5 protein-coding genes are annotated in these 3,894 nt (G+C 60.2%); 3 read left to right on the top strand and 2 right to left on the bottom strand.

Annotated elements, in window-relative coordinates:
- On the bottom strand, nt 1–49 hold a 49-nt coding region (locus Q0K15_RS10905), incomplete at its 3' end, for a hypothetical protein (RefSeq protein WP_294515871.1).
- Nucleotides 50–56: 7 nt separating this feature from the next.
- Nucleotides 57–248 carry a hypothetical protein gene (locus Q0K15_RS10900; RefSeq protein WP_294515870.1) on the bottom strand — a complete coding sequence of 64 codons (192 nt, stop codon included), beginning with the start codon at nt 246–248 and terminating at the stop codon, nt 57–59.
- Nucleotides 249–762: 514 nt separating this feature from the next.
- Here Q0K15_RS10900 and aroF point away from each other — a divergent pair.
- The 3 genes from aroF to Q0K15_RS10885 all read left to right on the top strand — a co-directional run bounded on the left by aroF (nt 763) and on the right by Q0K15_RS10885 (nt 3,858).
- Nucleotides 763–1,779: a 3-deoxy-7-phosphoheptulonate synthase gene (gene aroF, locus Q0K15_RS10895; protein WP_294515869.1), complete on the top strand. Its 1,017-nt coding sequence runs from the start codon at nt 763–765 to the stop codon at nt 1,777–1,779.
- Nucleotides 1,780–1,791: 12 nt separating this feature from the next.
- Nucleotides 1,792–2,634 (top strand): prephenate dehydrogenase, encoded by an 843-nt coding sequence (locus tag Q0K15_RS10890; protein ID WP_294515868.1) that lies wholly within the window; start codon nt 1,792–1,794, stop codon nt 2,632–2,634.
- Nucleotides 2,635–2,733: 99 nt separating this feature from the next.
- Complete coding sequence (locus Q0K15_RS10885) at nt 2,734–3,858, top strand: AI-2E family transporter (RefSeq protein ID WP_294515867.1); 1,125 nt, start codon at nt 2,734–2,736, stop codon at nt 3,856–3,858.
- Nucleotides 3,859–3,894: the final 36 nt, after the last annotated feature.

The raw sequence follows: 3,894 nt of genomic DNA, 5'->3' as shown, positions 1-3,894 counted from the left end.
TGCCGTCGCCGCGGCCGTCGACGATGCCAAGGCTGGCAACGTAGGCGATGTAGGACTCAGCCCAGTGGCCCTTGGTGTCGGTGAAGTCGGCAGTGATGGCGCCCAGTGGTCATCACGGCCTCAGTGTTGACGATCTGGTCCTTGTCGGAGAAGTCGTCAATGCTCACAGCGCCGGCGCCGACGACCATCATGGACATAACCATGACGAAAGCCAGAGCCAGCCTGAGAGCCCGCTTGAGGTTTCTCATTTGGAATTCCTCCTTTTAAAATTTGGGGTTTTAGGGGTCAAACGCCTGAAATACGAACTTTTTCGCGTACTACGGGCGTATAACACCCCTTGCAGTGCAAAAAACGGCCAGTCTTTTCCAAAATATGAAAAAGACTGGCCGTTTTGATAAAAAAGTTCTCTTGGTAGCATCTTGGTAGCATTTTATTTCAGCCATTTTTTGAATCCCTTGCGCCCCAAGGGTTTGAGCCAATTTTTGGTAGCATCTTGGCAGCATGGGAAAAAATTTGGCGCATGGGCCTTGACTTCAACAGCAAAAAGTGCTAAAGTACCACAACAGAAGGAAGTGTGTCGCATGAAACGGTTCCAGGGTCACGTCTATGGGTATTCCTACCGCTGCCGCTATGCCGGCAACGGCGCTTTGTCGTGCCCTGGATCTGGCCCGCTATGAATGCGTGTGGACATCACAACGCGGCGGTCCCAACCGGGGCTGCCGCGTTTTTCTTATCCGTGCCGACAGAAAGGAAGGAATAAGTATGGTCGTTATTATGAAGCCGGGCTTCTCCGAGGAGCAGCTGGCATCCGCTATCCACACCATGGAGGAGGGCGGCGTCAAGGTTATGGTCTCTAAGGGCTCCGAGACCACCATTTTGGGCGCTGAGGGAGATCCCTCCCACATCGATCAGGAAAAGCTCTCCCTGCTCCCCGGCGTGGAACGGGTCATGCGGGTTACCGAGCCCTACAAGAAGGCCAACCGAAAATACCACCCCGAGGACACCGTCATTGACCTGGGCGGCGGCGCCCGGATCGGCGGCGAAAAGCTGGCCGTCATCGCCGGACCCTGCTCCGTGGAGAGCGAGGAGCAGATCGTGGCCGTGGCCCAGGCCGTCAAGCAGAGCGGCGCCTCCGCCCTCCGGGGCGGTGCCTTCAAGCCACGTACCTCCCCTTACTCCTTCCAGGGCATGGGCAACGACGGTATCCGCCTCCTCCAGGAGGCCCGTGCCGCCACCGGACTGCCCATCGTCACCGAGATCATGTCCACCGACAACATCGAGATGTTCGAGATGTGCGTGGACGTCATCCAGGTGGGCGCCCGCAACATGCAGAACTTCGACCTTCTCAAGCAGTTGGGCCGCACCACCAAGCCCATCCTCCTCAAGCGGGGCCTTTCCTCCACCATCGAGGAGTGGCTCATGTCCGCCGAGTACATCATGGCCGGCGGAAATGACAAGGTCATTCTCTGCGAACGGGGTATCCGCACCTTCGAGACCTTCACCCGCAACACCCTGGACCTCTCCGCCGTGCTGGCGGTCAAAAAGCTCTCCCACCTCCCCGTGGTGGTGGACCCCTCCCACGCCTGTGGCCAGGCCTGGATGGTGGAGCGCATGAGCATGGCCGCCGTGGCCGCTGGCGCCGACGGCCTCATCATCGAGGTCCACAACGATCCCCCCCATGCCAAGTGCGACGGTGCCCAGTCCATCACCCCGGCCCAGTTCGATGACCTCATGGGCAAGCTGCGCACCATGGCTCCCTGCGTGGGCCGGACGGTCTGAGGAGGGGCGGACATGAGCAAAACCATTGCCATTATTGGCCTGGGCCTAATTGGCGGCTCTATGGCCATGGCCCTGAAGGGCTTTGAAGACTTTGAAGTCCTGGGGGTAGACCGGGACTCCGCCACTCTTGAGTTTGCTGCTGCCCACAAGGTGGCCGACCGCCTCACCGACGACGCAGAGGCGGCCATCGCCGACGCCGATGTGGTCTACCTCTGCCTCCACCCCGGCGCCATCGTGGACTTTCTCAAAGCCCACCGGGGAGATTTCAAGCCCGGCAGTCTGGTCACCGATGTGTGCGGCATCAAAACCGCCGTCGTGGACGCCGCCGCCGTACTGCCCGACGAGGTGGATTTCATCGGCGGCCATCCCATGGCCGGCAAGGAGACCTCGGGTATCTTTCACGCTGACGGAGACCTCTTCCGGGGGGCCCACTACATTCTCACTCCCCGTCCCGGACACCGCCCCGAGCACCTGGACCTGCTCCGGCGCATTGCCGCCTACATCGGTTGTCGGGACGTAGTGGAGACCACCACCCAAAAACATGACGCCATAATCGCCTATACCAGCCAGGTCATGCATATCATGGCTGTGGCGGTATGCGACGACCCCGACCTCTTCGAGTGCAGGGGCTTTGAGGGCGGCTCCTTCCGGGACTGCACCCGGGTTGCCGCCCTGGATGTCCCCCTTTGGACCGAGCTCTTCTCCATGAACGCCTCCGCCCTTACAAAGGTCATCCGCAACCTGGAGGACAACCTGCGGGCCTACCGCCAGGTGCTGGAGCGGGGCGACACCGCCGCCCTCGCTCGGAAGCTGGCCTGGTCCGCCGACCGGAAACGGCACATGGATCTGGAGTGAGCTTTTTTCTCATCTTGCCGGTGGTGCATTGACTTTCCCATGGGGGAGATGCTATATTGGTGTCACTCAAATCATACGGATAAGGATGGAAATTCCTCCATGGACAAAAAAATGTTCCGCAGCATTCTAATCCTCATCACCTTCACCGTGGGGCTGGTTTTCGTGATCGTCAGGTTTGACGACCTCTGGCACATGGTCCGTCTGATCCTCTCCCAGTTGACCCCACTCTTTGCCGGCTTGGCCATTGCCTTCATTCTGTCTCGGCCCTGCGCCTTCTTCCGGCGGACGTTGGACCGTGGCCTGAAAGGCACACCTCTGACCGGTTTAAGCCTTCCTCTGGCTGTGGCCCTCTCCTATGTGCTTCTGATCGGCGCGGTTGCCGCCATCTTCGCCTTTGTCATTCCCCAGCTCACCAGCAGCGTGGGCCGCTTTGCCGCCAACCTCAGCGGCTATCTGGCCCAGGTCCAGGTCTGGATCAACGACATCACGGCCTGGCTCCACCTGGAGGAGTTGGACCTCTCCCAGTTTGGCCAGACGCTGCGGGAATTCGTCAACAGCCTCTTCTCCGCCCTCTCCACTGCCGTCCCCCAGCTCCTGTCTCTCACCAGCGGACTGGTTTCTGTGGCCATCACCATGGTACTGGCCCTGGTCTTTTCCGTCTATTTGCTCTCCGGCAAGGATACCCTTCTGGGACAGTGCCGCCGGGTCCTCAAGGCATATGTCCCTAAAAAGGTCTACGATGTGGTGCTGGATGTAGCTTCCCTCACCGCCGACACCTTCAGCCGCTTTGTCAGCGGCCAGATCACAGAGGCATGTATTCTGGGCGGACTTACCTTCCTCGGCATGCTCATCCTGCGGCTGGATTACGCCCTCCTCATCGCTGTACTCATCGGCGTTTCCGCACTGGTCCCCGTGGTGGGCGCCTATGTGGGCGCTATCACCTCCGCCCTGCTGCTGGTCATGGTGGACCCCATCGACGCCCTCATCTTCCTCATCTTCCTGGTCTGCCTCCAGCAGATTGAGGGCAACGTCATCTACCCGCGAGTGGTGGGGACTTCCCTGGGGCTGCCCGGTATCTGGGTCCTCACCGCCGTCACCGTGGGCGGCGGCCTCTTCGACCTGGCCGGCGTTCTCCTCAGTGTGCCGGTGGCCTCCATCCTCTACGCCCTGCTGAAGCGGGACGTGCGGAAGCGTCTGACCCGACAGGAAAAAACCGGCGAATAAAGATAAAACGGCGTGCGGAAAACCGCACGCCGTTTT

The organism is uncultured Intestinimonas sp. (assembly GCF_944387245.1).
In the GTDB taxonomy this organism is placed as follows: domain Bacteria; phylum Bacillota; class Clostridia; order Oscillospirales; family Oscillospiraceae; genus Intestinimonas.
The sequence above is the reverse complement of the archived record's forward strand: the minus strand, read 5'-3'. Positions and strand labels throughout refer to the sequence as shown.

Bases quoted from the DNA above. Each gene is read 5' to 3' on its own strand.
- Q0K15_RS10900 (WP_294515870.1), bottom strand. From the start codon at position 248: ATGAGAAACCTCAAGCGGGCTCTCAGGCTGGCTCTGGCTTTCGTCATG.
- aroF (WP_294515869.1), top strand. From the start codon at position 763: ATGGTCGTTATTATGAAGCCGGGCTTCTCCGAGGAGCAGCTGGCATCC.
- Q0K15_RS10890 (WP_294515868.1), top strand. From the start codon at position 1,792: ATGAGCAAAACCATTGCCATTATTGGCCTGGGCCTAATTGGCGGCTCT.
- Q0K15_RS10885 (WP_294515867.1), top strand. From the start codon at position 2,734: ATGGACAAAAAAATGTTCCGCAGCATTCTAATCCTCATCACCTTCACC.